This is a genomic window from Oleiphilus sp. HI0067, assembly GCF_001635735.1.
Map to the genome: position 1 here is coordinate 14,156 of NZ_LWFI01001487.1, position 17,269 is coordinate 31,424.

16 protein-coding genes are annotated in these 17,269 nt (G+C 43.6%); 7 read left to right on the forward strand and 9 right to left on the reverse strand.

The window, feature by feature from the left end; all coding sequences use genetic code 11:
• Window positions 1-195 precede the first annotated feature (195 nt).
• On the forward strand, window positions 196-3,339 hold the full coding sequence (locus A3739_RS24230; RefSeq protein WP_068481229.1) for a GAF domain-containing protein: 3,144 nt from the start codon (window positions 196-198) through the stop codon (window positions 3,337-3,339).
• Between the two features lie 93 nt (window positions 3,340-3,432).
• On the opposite strand, the gene A3739_RS24235 is transcribed toward A3739_RS24230, so the two are convergent.
• Genes A3739_RS24235 through glpE form a run of 5 tightly spaced genes read right to left on the reverse strand, consistent with a single transcriptional unit; the run spans window position 3,433 to window position 7,453 of the window.
• On the reverse strand, window positions 3,433-4,782 hold the full coding sequence (locus A3739_RS24235) for an MATE family efflux transporter (RefSeq protein WP_068481232.1): 1,350 nt from the start codon (window positions 4,780-4,782) through the stop codon (window positions 3,433-3,435).
• Window positions 4,779-5,405 carry a DsbA family protein gene (locus tag A3739_RS24240; RefSeq protein WP_068475891.1) on the reverse strand — a complete coding sequence of 209 codons (627 nt, stop codon included), beginning with the start codon at window positions 5,403-5,405 and terminating at the stop codon, window positions 4,779-4,781. The genes A3739_RS24235 and A3739_RS24240 overlap by 4 nt, the downstream gene beginning before the upstream one ends.
• 8 nt (window positions 5,406-5,413) lie before the next feature.
• Window positions 5,414-5,677, reverse strand: a complete 264-nt coding sequence (locus A3739_RS24245; RefSeq protein WP_369819820.1) for a DUF5062 family protein — start codon at window positions 5,675-5,677, stop codon at window positions 5,414-5,416.
• 30 nt (window positions 5,678-5,707) lie between these two features.
• Window positions 5,708-7,102: a M17 family metallopeptidase gene (locus A3739_RS24250; protein ID WP_068481235.1), complete on the reverse strand. Its 1,395-nt coding sequence runs from the start codon at window positions 7,100-7,102 to the stop codon at window positions 5,708-5,710.
• Window positions 7,103-7,129: 27 nt separating this feature from the next.
• Window positions 7,130-7,453, reverse strand: a complete 324-nt coding sequence (gene glpE, locus A3739_RS24255; protein WP_068477749.1) for a thiosulfate sulfurtransferase GlpE — start codon at window positions 7,451-7,453, stop codon at window positions 7,130-7,132.
• 137 nt (window positions 7,454-7,590) lie between these two features.
• Here glpE and A3739_RS24260 point away from each other — a divergent pair, with 137 nt between their 5' ends.
• Entirely contained in the window at window positions 7,591-8,223 is a 633-nt protein-coding gene (locus A3739_RS24260) for a glutathione S-transferase family protein (RefSeq protein WP_068477751.1), read from the forward strand.
• Between the two features lie 57 nt (window positions 8,224-8,280).
• Here the strand turns inward: A3739_RS24260 and A3739_RS24265 are convergent, their stop codons facing one another.
• The gene (locus tag A3739_RS24265) at window positions 8,281-9,546 is read right to left on the reverse strand and encodes a 6-phosphofructokinase (RefSeq protein ID WP_068481238.1); all 1,266 of its coding nucleotides are present in this window, start codon (window positions 9,544-9,546) and stop codon (window positions 8,281-8,283) included.
• 256 nt (window positions 9,547-9,802) lie between these two features.
• Between A3739_RS24265 and A3739_RS28970 the strand changes: the two genes are divergently transcribed.
• Window positions 9,803-9,973, forward strand: a complete 171-nt coding sequence (locus A3739_RS28970) for a hypothetical protein (protein WP_156502807.1) — start codon at window positions 9,803-9,805, stop codon at window positions 9,971-9,973.
• Window positions 9,974-9,999: 26 nt separating this feature from the next.
• On the opposite strand, the gene A3739_RS24270 is transcribed toward A3739_RS28970, so the two are convergent.
• A complete protein-coding gene (locus A3739_RS24270; RefSeq protein ID WP_068481240.1) occupies window positions 10,000-10,668 on the reverse strand; it encodes a histidine phosphatase family protein in 669 nt (222 codons plus the stop codon).
• 196 nt (window positions 10,669-10,864) lie between these two features.
• On the opposite strand from A3739_RS24270, the gene A3739_RS24275 reads away from it, so the two are divergent.
• The 3 genes from A3739_RS24275 to A3739_RS24285 all read left to right on the forward strand — a co-directional run bounded on the left by A3739_RS24275 (window position 10,865) and on the right by A3739_RS24285 (window position 14,374).
• Window positions 10,865-12,433 carry an inorganic phosphate transporter gene (locus A3739_RS24275; RefSeq protein ID WP_068481243.1) on the forward strand — a complete coding sequence of 523 codons (1,569 nt, stop codon included), beginning with the start codon at window positions 10,865-10,867 and terminating at the stop codon, window positions 12,431-12,433.
• A gap of 180 nt (window positions 12,434-12,613) precedes the next feature.
• Entirely contained in the window at window positions 12,614-13,657 is a 1,044-nt protein-coding gene (locus A3739_RS24280; RefSeq protein ID WP_068481247.1) for a GMP reductase, read from the forward strand.
• Window positions 13,658-13,738: 81 nt separating this feature from the next.
• Complete coding sequence (locus A3739_RS24285) at window positions 13,739-14,374, forward strand: hypothetical protein (RefSeq protein ID WP_068481250.1); 636 nt, start codon at window positions 13,739-13,741, stop codon at window positions 14,372-14,374.
• Window positions 14,375-14,418: 44 nt separating this feature from the next.
• Here A3739_RS24285 and A3739_RS24290 read toward each other — a convergent pair whose 3' ends face one another.
• The gene (locus A3739_RS24290) at window positions 14,419-15,390 is read right to left on the reverse strand and encodes an SDR family oxidoreductase (protein ID WP_068481253.1); all 972 of its coding nucleotides are present in this window, start codon (window positions 15,388-15,390) and stop codon (window positions 14,419-14,421) included.
• Entirely contained in the window at window positions 15,391-16,206 is an 816-nt protein-coding gene (locus A3739_RS24295) for a lysophospholipid acyltransferase family protein (RefSeq protein ID WP_068481256.1), read from the reverse strand. It abuts the gene before it with no gap.
• Between the two features lie 209 nt (window positions 16,207-16,415).
• On the opposite strand from A3739_RS24295, the gene A3739_RS24300 reads away from it, so the two are divergent.
• Window positions 16,416-16,874 carry a GNAT family N-acetyltransferase gene (locus A3739_RS24300; RefSeq protein WP_068481259.1) on the forward strand — a complete coding sequence of 153 codons (459 nt, stop codon included), beginning with the start codon at window positions 16,416-16,418 and terminating at the stop codon, window positions 16,872-16,874.
• Window positions 16,875-17,269: the final 395 nt, after the last annotated feature.

The window sequence follows — 17,269 nt, forward strand, 5'->3', positions numbered from 1 at the left end:
TCTATACAAACTGCCTTTTTTTTGACCTTCTTTGTAAGCTTTAACGATAAAACAAGGACTTACGTCACTTTTTTACTACGGCGCGACGTTATTTTTATAAAAATAATGAAAATATTGGTCAAAATTTCGACTTTCTCAAATTTTAATCTAGAGTGAATTTTGAAGGCCAAAATAATAAACAGAGGCAAATTTAAAATGTTTCAGCTGAGTTTTAACCAGAAAGTCGGATTTGGTTTTGCGTTCATTATTATCTTGATATTGAGCTCAGGACTCTCATCTTTATGGAATTTAAATGACATCAACGAATCGACGTCGCGAGTTAACCAAACCGCGGTACCGGTCGTAAAGGAAAGTAATCAGGTTCAGATTCAATTGCTAAAACTCGCGAAATTAAGCGGTTTAGCATTCAACGCTGAAGATGCAGATAGTATTCGCGTTTATAAGCGTAAGTTTGATCAAGGTGTTAAAGACTTTGGCGGTCTTTATGAGAGCCTGGAAGAACTTGCAAAAGATGATGCGGATATGAAAGCCCTTGTTATCGGCATTAAGAGTAATTATGACTTTTATCGTTTCGCAGTAACTGAAATGTTCGAAGCAAAGTCGGCTACTTTGCTGGCTAATGAGCAAATGCATAACGAGGCCGGGACACTTTTCGATATGGCTGATGCGCTAGGTGGCTCATTAGTCGATCTACAGTACTTCATGGCAGACGGTAAAGATGCCGAGAATATGGAGCTCGTTGCTGGATTCGCAAACCAAGCAGATGCGAATGCTCTTTCAATCCTTAAGACGGTAGAAGAAGTGCAGCGCACGACAGACCTGAATGCTCTGTCTACCATGGATGACTTTAAGTTTGCACTGCAAGATTCCAAACTTTGGTATGACAAAGGTGCAGACGTCTTTAAAACATTCGGCGATGTGACCCTGCTTGATACAGTTGAACAATCATACGCAGAGTTGAGTGCTCACTTCGATAAAACGCCTTCAATTATCGATTACAAGATGACAGAGCTTGAGCAAATCGAACTGGCTCGAGCAAAACTTCGCGAAGCGGATGCTGCGGTATCGCAATCCGTTGAAGGTCTGGATGAGCTGCTTAAGAGTGCAGATGTTCAGTTCAGCTTCTTGCAAGGTGAAGTATTGGGTAGTTTAGATTTTGGCTTTAAATCATCCATTGTTCTTTTAATTGTTCTCGTATTACTCGCGGCGCAAAACTTTAACTCTATGCGGTCTGCTATTCAGAAGAAGATGGCAGATCTCGCAAAACTTAATAAAATCGGCGGTACCTTAGCCGGTGCGCAGAGCCAAAACACTGCATTGGAAGAAGTACTTCAGAGTATGCATGAAAAGATGGGCGTGAGTGCAGGTTCGGTTTATTTAACTAACGAAAAGCAAGAGCTAGTCGTTAAGGCGCATTTCCCACCGAAAGCTATTTCAGCCGATGTTGAGCCTACAAGCTTTGAGCTTGGTGAAGGTATTATTGGTAAGGCTGCAAAATCTAAGCAAATTATCTTTGTTCCTAATACTGAGAAAGACAAGTCTTATGTTCAGGGTGAGCAAGAAGTAGCACCTAAAGCACTTTTATGTGTTCCGCTTATAGATAAAGACATGCTAGTTGGTGTGATCAATTTATCTGGAGACGTAAAGCAGGTGAGTTTTGCCGATAGTGATTATGAGTATGTGTCCTCTGTTGCTCAGTCACTTGTTACAACAATTAAAAACATTCGTATGCGTGAAGTGATCGAAGAGCATAATCGTACTCTTGAAGCGAAAGTTGAGGAACGTACGGCTGCGCTTCATCAAAAGAACCAAGACATCGCAAATATGATGGCAAACATGCACCAAGGCCTATTTACAGTGACCGAAGGTGGTGTGGTGCACAAAGAGTATGCGGCGTATCTGGAGCAGATTTTTGAAACAGATCGTATCGCTGGACGAAATGTAAATGATCTTCTTTTCGCGAATACAACACTAGGCTCTGATGCGCGAGATCAGAACATTACAGCAGTTGATGCGATTGTTGGTGAAGACGAAATGATGTTTGAGTTCAACTCACATTGTCTTGTGAATGAGATGACCATTGGTTTCGATGATGGTCGTGAAAAAGTTCTCGAGTTGGACTGGGATCCAATCGTGAATGATGATGTGATCGAGCGTCTGATGATTACTGTGCGCGACGTAACTGAAATCCGTGCCCTAGAGCTAGCGGCGCAAGGTCAGAAGCGTGAGTTGGAATTAATTGGTGAAGTGCTTGCGATCGATGCAGCGAAATTTGCTGAATTCCTCCGTAGTTCTAAGCAGTTCATGGCGGCATGTCAGCAGGCTATTAAGAACAACGCTGGAAAATCTGCGGATGTTATTGCCGAGCTATTCAGAAATATGCACACCGTTAAGGGTAATGCGCGTACGTATGGTTTGAGTTATTTGACTGACGTAGTGCATGAAGTTGAATCTACTTATGATGCTTTACGTAATGATGATTCGCGTGAGTGGAAGCAGAATGAATTACTCGAAGAGTTGCGTGAAGCGCAGGAGATTCTTGCTGAGTACGACACGATTTATCATGACAAGCTAGGTCGTGATGGTGTTGCAGCACAAGGTGTAAATCTAGACTCAGAACGCGTAGCTTCGTGGTTAGATAGCATTAAGCGTCTTACTGAAAAATCGATGGACAACGATGTACAAGAAGTTGTTTCAGAAGCCTATAGCATGTTGCTTTCTATCGAATCTAAAACCTTGTCTGAGGTGATCTCTGAGCCTTTAAGTTCGCTCGCGTCAATGGCTGAGCAGCTTGATAAGCCCGCACCAGAAGTTCGTGTAAACGATGCAGAGTTGTTTATTGATGGCCGCGTTCACAGCATGATGAATAATATCTTTATGCATGTGTTGCGTAATGCAATGGATCACGGCATTGAAGGTGCGACAGAGCGTGCAGAGAAGGGTAAGAACGAAAACGGTCTTATCTCGATTAATACGCAAGTGAATAAACAGAACGCCGAATTCATTGTTTCAGACGATGGTCGAGGTATCGCGATTGCGAAAATTCGTTCATTAGCTGTAGACAAGGGAATTATTGAGCAAGATGCAGCACTCAGCGCGCAAGACATTGCGAACTTGGTATTCACTTCAGGATTCTCTACTGCAGAAGAGGTGAGCAACTTGAGTGGCCGCGGTGTTGGAATGGATGCAGTTCGCCAATTCCTAGAGAGCGAAGGTGGGTCAATCGAGCTTCGTTTAACAGGTGGTAACGATGGCGATGACTTCCGAGCCTTTGAGACGGTCATTACCTTACCGGAGCGTTTCTATAGCCAGGCTTTAAGTTTTGCAAAAACGGCTTAAGAGCTAAGTGGAATTAAAATACCCCTCTACTGAGGGGTATTTTTTTGCCTGCTAAAAAGTCAGCTGCGTTCGATAACTCAATACCCGCAGAAACTATGGTGGAAGTAAGCGTCTAGTTTTGGCTTTTCTGAAGGATGATTTAAACATCCATATCGAGATTATGCCTGCCAGCACATTGCCTACGGCAGCGCCTATCATTAAGCCCATTAAATCGCCGAACACAGAGCCAATGAACAAACATGGAAGATAACAAATAAATAGTCGGGCGAAGGAAATTTTTAAGCCATCCATTGCGCGGCTAATAGCATTTGCGGCAGACACTAAGACCATACAAATGCCAAGAAATGCATAGCTAAACGGAATGATGACGATATACAGCGCCAGTAATGAAGCAATGTCCTCATTGCCCGCAAGAGCATGGCTGATGCTGGAGTCAAATAATACAAGGATCAACGCAAGTAAGAGTTGCCATGCGATGATTGTCTTCACAGCAAGCTTGAGTAATATCTGAATGTCATCAAAGTTCTTCGCGCCATAGCTCTTTCCTATCATTGGGGGAAGAGACATTGTCATTGCCAAGACTAAAATGATTGAGAAAAACTCAACACGAATGCCGAGGCCCCAAGCAGCAACGCTTTCCGTCCCATGTTGGGCAACAAGCATCGTGGCTAGCATTGAAGAGAGAGCTGGAAGTAATTGGCTAGTCATAGCAGGTAGGGCAACCGCTAAAATTTGTTTGATCTTTTCAATAGCGTTTTCAAATGCATCACTGAAATGCAGCCAATTCTTTTTCAAAATAAATGGATAAACAAAAAGGCAGCCGATACTAAAAGAGCATAATGTGGCCCATGCGGCGCCGGCTAAACCTAGATCAAAGGTGAAGATGAATATCGGGTCTAAGGCAATGTTGAGCAGGCTAGTGCCAGCCATGCCTAATCCTGGAATGAGCGTATTGCCGTTAGCTCGGACAATGCTGTATCCGAAATACAAAAATCCGCCGGCAAAAGCGCCCACTAGCCATACTGCCCAGAATGCATCAATAAACGGCATTAGCTCTTTAGTCGCGCCCAATGCTCGAATAATCGGGTATCTAAACAGCCAAGTTAGTACGGCTAAAAATGCAAAGCAAGCGGAGCCAACGATTACGATTAATCCGGCTAAATCGCGGGCCTTACAGTCTTCTCTGGCACCAATGAGTTGCGAGATAAGCGCCGTTGTCGCAATGCCAATACCGACCTGAATACCAATAAAAAGTTGGTAAATAGGGATGGTGAAGCCAACCACTGCCAGAGGCTCAACGCCTAGCCGCGCAATGAAAACCGAATCCACAAGTTGGAAGCTCATTAGCGAGACAATCCCAATCAACATGGGCCACGTCATTTTTGCGAGTTCGATGAATTGTTCTTTCTTGTTGCTAATAGTTTGTTCGGGTGCAGATGTCATGACGCAAATGCATCCTCAATGATTGTCAGAGCAGCGCGGTGATCTTGATAATCAAGAGGCAGCTGCATGGCTTGCTGATCTTTCACCAAAATCCAAGACGGAAAACTATTCCCTCCAATACTGCGGGCGAATCGTATTTCATCATGCAGGCGTTTTCTGGTTATATCGCTATGCAGATCAGTCTCGAACTGTTCTTTCTCAAAACCGATGTCTTCAGCTAACTGACACAAAACACTCGTGTCTGAAGGATTCATTGCATTCAAATAATATGCTTCTTGGATCTTAAGGTTCATCTGTTCTTCTTTGCCTTGATCCCGTGCAATTAAGCCTGCTCGGCAGGCTGGATAGGTAGAGCGATGTGGCGTATTTTGTTGCCAAAACGCGTGATTGAATTCGGTACCTAGCAGATCAGAAATTTTGTACCAGTAGCTTTCGATGGCTTCGCGCATGTCTAAGGGCATCGGTATATCACTGTCTGGGGCAAGACCACCCAGTAGCTTTGTGAGTGTGATACCTCGTTCTTTGAGCGATTCAGTTAATGCGAGATAAGTCGGCCGATAACCCCAGCACCACGCGCACATGGGGTCATAAACGTAATAAAGCTTGGGAGTCGTATCTTGCATTAGTAGATTTACTTCAGAGGATGATTTTCGGGTAATTGTTTATGCAGCCACAGAACGAGCTTATGCTTCATTCGTGGCGTATCCATATCTTGCTTTGCCAGCGGTTGAATTTGTTTGTCGTGAACCAAAAGCTTGTAGATATATTCAATTTTATCGTCTTGCTTATCATTCGCTTCAAACTTTACAACGCCACGCTTCTCGCAATACATCACCCCAATGCGAATAGCTTCTTTTAAAAGTTCAGCTTCGTTTTTTAGTTTTTTTATAGCCATGCTGCTTCCTCTTTGATGAAGTTCTTCGAGTTACGCGAAACGTTGTTTTAGATATTCATATACCGCTCGTAAGCCCAATGCTTCACCTCCAACTGGACGGCTTGGGAGGCCTCTGAGGTTCCAAGCCATGACGTCGAAATGCACCCAAGGGGTTTCATTGCTAATGAATTTTTCGAGGTATAGTGCAGCTGTGATAGCGCCACCGAATCCGGTTTCTGCTGAATTCAGGGTATCGGCAAAATGGCTTTTAAGCATGTCGTTGTAGGCTTGGTGCAACGGTAGGCGCCAAATAGGATCTAAGCAATCTAGAGCGCTTTCGTTGAGTCCTGCAGCCACTTCTTCATCGTTACAGAAGAAGCCAGGGAGTTCTGTGCCCAGTGCTACGCGGCATGCGCCGGTCAATGTGGCAAAGTCAATAATCAGCTCGGGGCTTTCGCTACATGCATCATCCAATGCATCGCAAAGAACTAAACGACCTTCAGCGTCGGTATTGTCTATTTCGACCGTAAGGCCTTTTCTAGATTCAATAATATCGCCGGGTCTAAATGCATTACCAGATATAGCGTTTTCAGCCGCAGCAACGAGAACACGTAATCGAATTGGAAGGTTTTGTGCCATGATGAGCTTGGCCAAGCCAAGCACGTGTGCAGCGCCGCCCATATCCTTTTTCATCTGACGCATGAAGTTGCCAGTTTTAATATTCAGACCGCCACTATCAAAACAGATACCTTTACCAACTAGTGTAATAGCTGGCGCGTCTTCGTCGCCCCAAACGAGTTCGAGTAGGCGAGGCTCATGCACAGAAGCTCGGCCAACAGCGTGAATAAGTGGGTAGTTTTGATCTAAAAGTTCTTGGCCGATAATTTCACTGAAGCTGCCTTCGTAAGCACTTGCGAGAGCTTGCATGGTTTGCGCTAGATCTTCGGGCATCATATCTGAGGCGGGAGTATTGATTAGATCGCGCGTAAGTACGATAGACTCGACCATATTATTGGCTTCTGACAACAGGCTCTCATCATCGATGGCAAGCAAAGCTTTTTCTTTAGTTGTTTTTTTATACTGAGAGAACTCATAGGCGCCTAGTCCCCAGCTAACAGCAAAGCGAAAATGCGTAAGTGCTAAGGTTTCTTGATCGACATTGCCGTAATGTGTCAGTGCACTTAGATCAATTTGATAAGTATGCAGCGGCAATTGTTTCGCGAGATCTCCAGCTAGAAAGAAGTTATCTAGACTTGGTATACAGCAAATGATCTTTAAGGAATTATTCTCAGACGGTAAAGTCGAATGTCCTTTTCCTTCAAACTTAATACTTTCTAACCACAATTGATCATTGTTATGTTGATCACTAAGCCAATCTTTGTAGTTATCTTCGAGTACTAAAATAATATTGTTTTGAGCTTGGCCTGAAATGAGAGCTGAGCGCATTGTGTTTCCTTTTATCAATAAAGGTGCTTAATCCGTCGTGAGAGTGGCTGCAATCTGACGCCATTCTTCGAAACCGCCATCTAGGCTAAAGGTTTCTTTAAATCCTTGTGCATTAAAGTAGTCTGCAGCGCCTTGGCTTGAGTTGCCGTGATAACAACAAACTACCAATGGTTTGTTAAGGTCTGTGTTTGCAATAAAGTGTTCCACATTTGAATTGTCGATGTGAGCAGCACCGTTTATATGGCCTTGCTCAAAAGACATTTGGTCTCGAATATCGATTACGGTGACCGTGTTTTCTGAATCACTCAGCCAAGATGCGAGCTGAGCACAACTAAGATGTTTAAATGACATAGTAAAGTTCCACTTTTGCGATGAAGCATTATAGACCTTACGGGCGCTACTGCGTATTTGGGTTTGGTAATGCTTGCATTGTTTTCGCGACTGGGATTAGTCTTGATGCTGGAAAAATAAAAACTAAGGAGTGATGAATGTCGTTAACGGTATATGGTTACCCAAACACCCGCACTTTGCGTGTGACTTGGTTGCTCGAAGAGTTGGGCTTGGATTACAGCTTCCAACTTGTCGATCTCATGAAAGGTGAAGCCAGACAGACGTCATTTCTAGAGCTCAATGCAGGGGGCAAGGTGCCTGCCATTCGTGTTGATGGAGGCATTATCACTGAATCCTTAGCGATCATGAATTATCTCTGCACATTGAAGCCCGAGGCAGAACTGATTCCAACATACAGCGCTTTTCGTCGTGCTCAGTATGACCAATGGAGCGTATTTGCAATTGCAGAACTAGAGCAACCTCTATGGACCATAGGAAAGCACAAGTTTGCTTTGCCGAAAGACTATCGTGTGCGCGAGATGGAAGCGACGTCGGTCTATGAGTTTCAGGTAGCTTTGGATTTGCTGAGCAAGGGCTTAGGGCAGCAAGATTATATTTTGGGCGATTCATTCTCTGCCGCCGACATACTATTGGGGCATTGCTTGTTTTGGGGAATGAGTTTTGGTCAAAGCATCGAGCAAGAAAACCTTAAAGCCTATATTGGGCGCCTCGGAGTAAGACCGGCTTTAGGGCTTGCGCGTCAGAAAGAAAAACAGGCGATGAGCGACTAAGCCTATCGCCTGTTTTAAAGAAGCTGGAACAGAAGTTTCGTCTGTTCCTTTTTCGTTTTAGATTTCAAAATCTGTACGAAGTTTTTTCTCGATGATCTTGTTCACGAGGTTTACATAACGTGGCATACCGGCATCGTCGTAAGGTGGGTAATCTTCACCTTGAATAAGAGGCGATAGGTACTCTCGACATTCCGCCGTAATGCCATAGCCGTCATCGGTAATATAGTGAATAGGCATTTTCTTTTCTTGGTTAGCAACTTGGCTTAATGGTGCTTCGCCAATGCTCCATTTGTATGGAGCAGAGTTCTCGCGAACGATAATTGGCATGACTGCATTTTTGCCGCTAACCGCAAACTCAACTGCTGCTTTACCCATCGCATATGCTTGCTCAACGTCAGTTCGGCTAGCGATGTGGCGTGCTGCACGTTGAAGGTAATCTGCTACAGCCCAGTGGTACTTGTAGCCTAATGCTTGTTTCACCATGTTTGCTAGGGTTGGTGCAACACCACCCAATTGAGTGTGACCAAATGCATCTTTCTGGCCCGCATCGGCAACAAAGCGGCCATCTTCATATTGCGCACCTTCTGATGCTACGATCACGCAGTAACCATGCTTCTTAACGGCTTCATCAACGCGAGCCAAGAAAGTTTCTCTGTCGAATGGAACTTCTGGGAATAAAATGATGTGTGGCGCTTCATCGCTGTTCTGACCAGCCAACCCGCCAGCAGCTGCGATCCAACCCGCGTGGCGACCCATTACTTCTAAAATAAATACTTTAGTAGATGACTCACACATAGATTTAATATCCATTGCAGCTTCTTTTGTAGAAATCGCAACGTATTTCGCAACAGAGCCAAAGCCTGGGCAACAGTCTGTAAATGGTAGGTCGTTATCCACTGTTTTAGGTACACCAATACAAGTAATTGGGTAACCCATTTTTTCACTTAGTTGGCTTACTTTGTATGCAGTATCTTGGCTATCGCCACCGCCGTTGTAGAAGAAGTAGCCAATGTTGTGTGCTTGGAATACTTCGATCAAACGCTCATATTCACGCTTGTTTTCTTCAAAGTTTTTTAGCTTGTAACGGCAAGACCCAAATGCGCCACTTGGTGTGTGCTTGAGTGCAGCAATATCTTCTACAGATTCAATGCTTGTATCGATCAATTCTTCACGCAATGCGCCAATGATACCATTGCGTCCCGCATATACTTTGCCAATTTTATCGCTATGTTGGCGGGCAGTTTCAATAACGCCACAAGCAGAAGCGTTGATAACGGCAGTAACACCGCCAGATTGAGCATAAAATGCATTCTTGATCGACATTGATAAACCTATAGGTCGTGAGTATGAAATTTGCGCGCATTATACGCGAATATATCGATGTGTCATGGTGAGAAAGTAAAGCCTTATAAAAAATTTCAATCGCGAATTTACAGGCTGTATTAATGGCTATAAAAATAATTAGATTGCTTCACCTAAGTGCTAGCCGATATAGTTTCGCGCTGAGACTTTAGGTCTCTAGAAATCTAATTGGCAAGGAATGCCAAATCATAAATTACTCTCAACAAAAGGATCTTGTGTGAGTCATTCTTCGTGGACGAGTACCGCTCAGTCGGTCGACTCGGGTTTAGTTTGTTTAGTGATGCTGGCGCGGTTTTATCAAGTCGCAGCCGATATGCTCCATCTACTGATCGAGTTTTTTATGTCCCCCTTGTTGCGATATCAGTATAAAGGCCTTCGGGAGCGTTAGCAGTTGAGTGTGCGCTAAAGGCACACTTATGCATGTGTAATAAGATCTAAATGTTCGGGGCTGCTCAAGTGCGACACATGATTAAAGCTAGAAACGTATCTTTTATCGCCCTTAATAAATAGCTCTGTAACGCCGGTGTTCCTGCTCTGTAAATTAAGATCAATCATTGTCTCCGCATTCAGACGCATAATGTGTTTGATCGCCATTGAAATCGCTCCGCCAGAACTGAAAACGAAAATGTTTTTATGATCTTGTGTGTTCAGTGAATACAAAGCCTGTTCTACGCGGCTCTCAAATGCATTCCATGTTTCGGGTAGTTGTGTTTGAATTTGGTTCTTAGACCACGCTAAGAGGGCCGCGCGTAGAGCGCTAAAAAATTCACTCGGGGTGCGAGGTTTTGACGCATCTGGACCTAATTGTGAAAGGTAGGCGCGAATCAAGGTTTCAAAGTCAAACTCGTTCCAATCGGTGTCTATCACAGTATTTGCCTGGCCGTTTATTGATTCAAGCGCAAACTGAGCTGTTTGTTGATGGCGCTTCATATCGCCAGTGATCACCAGGTCAGGGCTGATAGAAAGCTCCCGAAAATAGCGATTCAAAATTTTAGCTTGTTGCTCACCTTTACTAGAAAGTTCGTCATAGTTTTCTTTGCCAAGCGATGCTTGGCCGTGTCTGATCAAATAAATTTTACTCATTGTTATCTAACTTTACCTTTCCTAGTAAAAACCGTACTAGCCTATGTGCTGGAGAATTGTCATGGCAAGTTTATTTGAGTGATGAAAGTTAATTTGCATCTTTTATACATGTGGTTAGTATGCGCAACCGGATTGTTACAGCAAGATGACAGTAGCGACGCCAAATCGACGAGTTAATTGTTAAGGAAGTGCTCAAATGAGTTCTAAAAAACTATCTGAGACCGATACAGCTTTAGGTTACGCCAACAACGAAATTTTGAAGATGGGCGTAAGCTTTGTGTTCTTAGTTTCTGTTTTAGGTTACGTATTAATGCAAATGCAAGGTATCCCGGGTGGATTTACGCTTGCAATTTCTGCAGCTATTGGCGGTTATATGGCCATGAATATTGGTGCAAATGACGTAGCCAATAATGTGGGTCCGGCAGTAGGTTCAAAGGCATTGACCTTGATTGGCGCGATCGCGATTGCCGCCATCTTTGAAGCCGCAGGCGCATTGATCGCAGGTGGTGACGTAGTTAGTACCATTAAGAAAGGGATTATCGACCCTTCCGCTATCAACGATAGCACGACCTTTATCGCCTTGATGCTTGCAGCATTATTTGCTGGTGCCTTGTGGCTTAATCTTGCAACCTTCGTTGGCGCGCCTGTTTCTACAACCCACTCGATCGTAGGTGGTGTGCTTGGTGCAGGTATCGCAGCAGGAGGTTTTGCTATTGCGAACTGGGGACAAATGAGTGCAATTGCAGCGAGTTGGGTTATTTCACCTGTTCTTGGCGGTTTGATTGCAGCGGGCTTCCAGCTTTATATCAAGCGAAATATTATGCACAGCGAGAACATGTTACAGGCCGCTAAAAGTTACGTGCCTGTCTTGCTTGCGATTATGGCGTGGTCGTTCTCAACGTACCTTACGTTAAAAGGCTTGAAAAAAATCTTCCCAATGTCATTTGTTGACGCTTCAATTTTGGGCGCAGTCATCGCTATTTTTGTGTATTTCTTAAGTCGTAAAGCAGTCGATAAAGCGTCTAAGAAAAATAAGAATAACCGCGATGGAGTGAACAACTTATTTACGATTCCTCTTATCTTTGCTGCAGCACTATTGAGCTTCGCACATGGTGCAAATGATGTAGCGAATGCGGTTGGTCCGCTCGCTGCGATTGCTGATGCGATTCAAAACCACGGTGTTTCTGCCAAGGCAGCTATTCCTCTTTGGGTCATGATTGTGGGCGCTATTGGTATTGCTCTAGGCTTGCTTTTGTTTGGCCCTAAACTAATTCGTACGGTTGGCACTGAAATTACTGACATCGATAAGTCGCGTGCGTTCTGTGTAGCTCTCGCTGCATCGATCACTGTAATTATTGCATCGCAACTAGGTTTGCCGGTGAGTTCAACGCACATTGCGGTAGGTGGTGTATTTGGTGTTGGTTTCTTGCGTGAGTACTTGCGCTTCAACTCTGCTGTGAAATTGCACAAGATTGCTGAGCAGCATGAAGGAAAAGAACGCCAGCGTTTAGAGAAGTTTTTGGAAGACTTCCAGAATGCAGATCTAAAAGAAATGGAAGATTTGATTAAAGAAGCAAAAGCGAAGAAGGAAAAGCTTGGTATCAACAAAAAAGACCGTAAGCGTTTGAAGAGTGTTTACAAAGAGCAGCTCGTAAAACGTTCAGCAATTAAGAAAATTGTGACGGCTTGGATTGTGACTGTGCCATGTTCTGCAGCACTTGCAGCATCTATTTTCTTCTTGATTAGACCATGGATTGTTGTTTAAAGTTGACCAAGTGGTTGATATATATAGAGTTCTTGCGTTTACGGTCAAATTGACTAAATTTTAAGCAGTGTAAAATAGGTAAATTACTCTCCCAATTTGTGATTTACCTCTCTATAATCCGCGAGCACTGCTACCCTTAGCCGTGGAAATCCAGTATTTAATAGTGAGTCTAGTTTCATAATGCGTATTGAGAATGACATCAAACTTGGTTTTAAAGACGTTTTATTTCGCCCAAAACGTTCAACCTTAAAAAGCCGTTCACAAGTAAGTCTTGAACGAACGTACAAGTTTAAAAACAGCGGTCAGACATGGACAGGCGTTCCAGTTATCGCTGCGAATATGGACACCGTTGGCACATTCGAAATGGCTGAAAGATTAGCCAGCTATAAAATGTTAACGGCAATGCACAAGCATTACACCGTTGAAGAGTGGACTGAGTGGCTTGGTAAGCAAGAAGATTCAATCTACGATCACATCATGGTGTCTTCAGGTACGTCTGATGCTGACTTCGATAAAGTAAAGGCCATTGTTTTAGCGAACCCTAAGCTACGTTTCATTTGTATTGACGTTGCGAACGGTTACTCCCAGCACTTTGTTGATTTCTTGCGCCGTGCGCGAGCTGATTTCCCAAGTATGATTATCATTGCGGGTAACGTTGTAACGGGTGAGATGGCAGAAGAGTTAATTCTATCTGGTGCGGATGTTGTTAAAGTCGGTATCGGTCCTGGTTCTGTTTGTACAACACGTGTGAAAACTGGTGTGGGTTACCCGCAGTTGTCTGCAGCAATTGAATGTGCTGATGCGGCGCATGGCCTTGGTGGTCACGTGATCTCTGACGGTGGTTGTACTTGTGCGGGCGATGTATCAAAAGCATTTGGTGCAGGTTCTGATTTCGTCATGCTTGGCGGTATGCTTGCGGGTCACGAAGAGTCTGGTGGTGAGCTAGTCGAGCGCGATGGCAAGATGTATAAGCTGTTCTACGGTATGTCATCATCAACTGCAATGAACAAGCACTCTGGCGGCGTTGCAAACTACCGTGCGTCAGAAGGTAAAACTGTTGAAATGCCATTTAAAGGGCCGGTCGATAACACAGTTCAAGATATTCTTGGTGGTGTTCGTTCAACATGTACCTATGTTGGCGCAGATAGCTTGAAAGAGCTTTCGAAGCGTACAACTTTTATTCGTGTGCAAGAACAAGAGAATAACGTTTACGGAAAAGAGTAAAGCGTTCTGTAGTATTGCATTGAAAAAGCTCCTGTTAAGGGGCTTTTTTTGTTTTTGGTGTGTTATTAACGGTGTAAGAATATGAATCTAAAAATAAAGCATTGCTTGCCGATTTGCGCGCTAATGTGTGCTTCTAGCATTAGCCTTGCTGAAGAGTCTACTAACACAAGTGCGACAGCGGTTGATAACTCATGGACCTATATTGGCTCGGACATTTATGTGGGTAGTTCTGATTTGTCGTATGAGCCTTCTCGCTCAGGGTCTATTTATGACCAAACCGAAGACGGTGATATTGTCGGTATTCGACTTAAGCTAGGTACTAAAAAATCTTCGGGCTGGCGCTATCAGGGAAGTTTTTTTGTTGAAGACTTTGAAGCCTTTGATAATGTCACTACAGGACTTGGTTTCTCTCTAGCGAAGTCTTTTGGTGAAGGTGAGATAAAACCATTTGTACGTCTTGGTTTCTCTTACGGTAGTGTAGAAATCGATGATACGCCGTTTATTAATTTTGATGATGATACGCTTTACTTCTTCGGCATTGATGCAGGTGTTGGGGGAGAGTACAACTTTAATCAAGACACTGAATTGGTATTTGGTGTGGACCTTGGAACGCGCGCTTGGCAGTCGATTGATATTATTGGCTTGGGCACAAATACCACGCTTGAGCCAGAAGATGACCCAGTTACGGTATATGCTGGCGTGAACTTTAAAATCTAATATACAGATGAGGAGTAATCCGTGTTACTCCTCATCAAATATACTTAGTTCTCTTTCATATCTTTATACGTTCTGAATATCTCTCTCAAAGGTCGTTTTGGCGTAAAGCCAAATTCCTTTTCAAACGCGCTTCCATCGATGACCACAGGATAACGGAAGTAGTTAATCAAATAAGACGGAAACGACTTTAAATTCAGTACGCGCGAAATTAATCGTGGCAGCATTGGCGGGATTGACGGTACAGGGATAGATTGGCAGCCCGACAAAGCAAGTGCATCCTGAAATGCCACCCAATCTCTCGGTGCTACGTTATAGACGCCTCGCTTGTGTTTTTTGTGCGCAAGCTCAATCGCATCGGCCATATCTTCAATGTGAATAAACTGCATGACAGGAGAGAAACCGAGTAAGCTAGGCGGACGTTTACTAGAAAGCAGTCGACTAATAGAGTTATTGACGCCAGGCCCGACGATATTACAAGGACGGAGAATCGTGATGTTTAAATCAGGATATTTCCAAAGGTAAATATTGGCGAGGTTTTCAAGCTCGACTGAATCTACCAAATCCTGCGTTAACTCTGCTGCTTTGAGTGGTGCAGACTCATCGATTAGTGCTGGGTTGTATGCGTCAGCACCATAAACATGAAACGTCGATAAAATAAGCACATGTCGAACACCGTATTTATGACTCAAATCCATGAGTTTTTGTGTGCCCAGTACGTTGGCGTTATAGCGACGCTGCATAGTGAGTTCGCTACTTTGGATACGGCCAAGGTGGATGACGTAGTCGAACTTGTAGGTTTTAAATAAATCTTCAAAGACGCGCTTGTTATAGTCCAGCTTATAGCTAGGAATATTATCGCTATGAAAGGTTTCTTTTCTAAAGTCGACGGCGATGATCTGACAGGATTTTCGCAATCGTTGAATCACCTGTTGAGCCAAAGCCCCCGCTGCACCGGTAACAAGAACAATCGGTTTGTTGCGCTTACTCGCTTGAGATTTAGTTGTTGTTTTACTCATTTAAAAAATACTTTTTCTCTGTTCTAGGCCTTTCGCGATGAGCTGCCCGATAGATTTTTTCACTTTTTCAACGCGTCGGATCACCTGATCTTCGGTGAGCTCTTCGTTTTCAAAATAAATTGGCTTACCAAAATTAAGGTGAACCTTTGCAGGAAAGATAAAGGGCAGGGCAACCGGTACATATGGCACACCCAGAAGTTTTGCTAATGGCTTTATATTTGCGATGGCAGGGATTGTTTCTTCACACCCCACGACACCCACTGGTACGATCGGCGTGTTATGTTCCATCGCTAGACGCACAAAACCATTGCCAAAACGCTGCAGTTGGTATCGGTCTTTGTACATCTTTCCTGAGCCACGAATACCCTCTGGGAACACAATAACGGCTTCGCCATTTTCGAGCATTTTTGCGCAGTTTGTAGGGTCACCCAGTACTGCGCCCAATTGATTAAGCATGTTTCCAATATAGGGCACAGTGGGAAAGAAGCGCTCAATCATTGCACGAGGATAGCGCGGTGCATGATCGCGATTCGCAACGGCATAACCAATTAAGGTGCCATCGATAGGGAGCTGTCCGCTATGGTTGGCGATAATTAAAACAGGGCCATCATTAGGTATGTGTTCAAGACCACTTGTTTCAACACGAAAATATTTGTCGTAAATGTTGCTAAACAATGAGAATACGATTTTGTTCATATCGGTGTTAAACCCCCATGGATCATAGCCCAAGGAGCCAACAGGCTTTTCAATGCGATCTAGCTTTTCATCCAGTTCTTGAGAAACCAGTTGCTTTTTAAGGAACGACTTTAAATTCATATTGTTCTTGTCGAGATACTGATGCACACGGATTTGATTTTAATTAACCAGAGCCACGTTACATACTGATTAAATTCTACGCCGCTTATGATTATCGTTAAAATATTGGCGCTATTTGTTTTAATTGTTTCGTAAGCAGATATTATTCCATAACCTAATGCTTATAAACTTTTTCTTTTCCTGTTCTATTGTCAAAAGGTATCAATACAATGTTACAGTGGTATGTAAAACAGTTTGCCGAATTAAGTGTTGAAGAGCTTTTGGGCATTCTAAGACTTAGACAAGACGTATTCATAATCGAGCAAGATTGTATTTACCCTGATATTGATGATCTTGACCAATCCTCGGTGCATGTTTTTGCAAAAGAGCAGGGCGGTGACGTCGTGGCATGTACACGCCTTGTTCCTCCAAGTTTGAAATATAAAGAGCCTTCGGTTGGCCGTGTTGTGGTCGCGCAAAGTCATAGAAAAGATGGTTGTGGCGTCAAGCTCATGCAACGCTCTATCGCAGAAAGTGAGCGTTTATACCCGGGTCAAGGAAACCGAATCGGAGCCCAACTTTATCTGAATAAATTCTATCGCTCATTGGGATATGAAAATGTGTCGGATGAGTACGATGAAGATGGCATACCACATATCGATATGTTTAGAGCGTCTTCGATGGAGTAGCAGTAGAGGGTGATTTTAGACAAAAGCCGACATCAAATCCCTTTCATGACGAATGCCCGCTTCATATAGGGGGGCTGACATTTAGTGATGCGAAAGCCTTAAAATAGTTGCTGTGACCTAACAGTAAGGTCCTCAGATAATTAGCTAAAAAACTATATAAATAAACAGTTGTAATGGAATCACGAAGATTTGGGGTAATCGCTTCCTATGAAACCCGTGAGATAAGTCTGTCTTTTTGCCGCTTCCTTCTGATATTGTTTTATAAAACAATTACTTAAAAAATTGCTTCTGGGTTTATACGGACCCGTGTAAACCCAAGTCTTCTTTTTGCGCAAAGAGAATCTTGGTTTCTAATGATAGGATGCTCTTTAAGTGATTGAATCCATTGAACAAAA